We start from the raw sequence: 1,082 nt of genomic DNA, 5'->3' as shown, positions 1-1,082 counted from the left end.
TCGGCCAGCGCGGTTGGCAGGGCCTGGGGCGCATCGTCATCCCCGCCCGCCAGGCTGCGGGCCAGGTCCTGGCCCACATGAAACGCCAGGAGCATGGCCAGGCCAGTGGCACAGGCGCCCGCGCCCAGCACCGCCAGGCGGCGCCACGCGGCCTGGCGGCCTTGCCTCGTCTTCAACCCGTCTTTTCCGTTCGGCCACAGCGCTTTGCGCCACCACGCCGGCTTGCCAGCCATGCCAGATTTTCCTTTCGCCCCGGATAATAGCGTTCGCGCTGACCGTGGCCAGCACGCCGGGCTGCCTGTCCCGCCCCGGGACAAGCCTGGGTTCTATCGTAAATCACCGTGGTTTCCCAAGCGTTACGGCATGGCGGCCGCGCGCATGCGTTTTCAGCTTGGGGCAAGGTTGGCCGTGGCAAAAGGCGGGTGATGATCGATCCCGGCCACATGCTTGGCGCCCTGCCGCCCTGGCTTATCAGCCCGCCGCCGCTGCTTGCCGCAGCGCTGGTGGCGATGGTGCTGGTCACCCTGGCGGGGTTGGGTGGCGGTGGCCTGGCGCGGCTCATGCGCTTTTTCGGCAATCTCGTGCTGCTGGGCGTGTTTGCCGTGGCGTGCCTGCGCTTCGTTCACCTCGATCCCTCGTTCGCCCATTTCATGCCCAGCATCGGCCTGCCCGAAGCGCAGGTTTCGGGCGGCGAAGTGCGCGTGCCGCTGGCGGCTGACGGGCACTACTGGATCGAGGCCAACGTCAACGGCACCCGCACCCGCTTCATGGTCGATACCGGCGCCACGATCACCACGCTGTCGGCCGAAGGCGCCAGCGAGGCGGGCATTACGGCCGATCCCCTGCGCCTGCCGGTGGTGATGCACACTGCCAACGGCGATGTGGAGGCACAGACCGCGCGGCTGGAAACCCTCAAGTTCGGCTCGATCGTCGCGCGCGACATGGACGTGATCGTCAGCGAGACGACCGGCGGTCTCAACGTGCTGGGCATGAATTTCCTGAACCGCCTCAAAGGCTGGCGGGTGGAAGAAGGCGTGCTGATCCTTACCCCGCGCCACCCACAGGCGGTGTAACGCCGGCAA

Annotated in this window: 2 protein-coding genes; one reads left to right on the top strand and one right to left on the bottom strand. The window is 67.7% G+C overall.

The window, feature by feature from the left end; translation table 11 throughout:
- A partial coding sequence (locus H926_RS29040; RefSeq protein WP_043610507.1) for a hypothetical protein occupies positions 1-233 on the bottom strand: 233 nt, incomplete at its 3' end.
- Between the two features lie 192 nt (positions 234-425).
- Here H926_RS29040 and H926_RS0119325 point away from each other — a divergent pair.
- A complete protein-coding gene (locus tag H926_RS0119325) occupies positions 426-1,073 on the top strand; it encodes a TIGR02281 family clan AA aspartic protease (RefSeq protein ID WP_022677761.1) in 648 nt (215 codons plus the stop codon).
- The last annotated feature ends 9 nt before the right edge of the window (positions 1,074-1,082 follow it).

Origin of the sequence: Novosphingobium sp. B-7, assembly GCF_000410615.1 — a bacterium.
GTDB lineage: Bacteria > Pseudomonadota > Alphaproteobacteria > Sphingomonadales > Sphingomonadaceae > Novosphingobium > Novosphingobium capsulatum.
This window is presented reverse-complemented; position numbering and strand designations above follow the sequence as displayed.

Excerpts from the sequence above, each read along its gene's own strand:
- H926_RS0119325 (WP_022677761.1), top strand. The coding sequence starts at position 426 with ATGATCGATCCCGGCCACATGCTTGGCGCCCTGCCGCCCTGGCTTATC.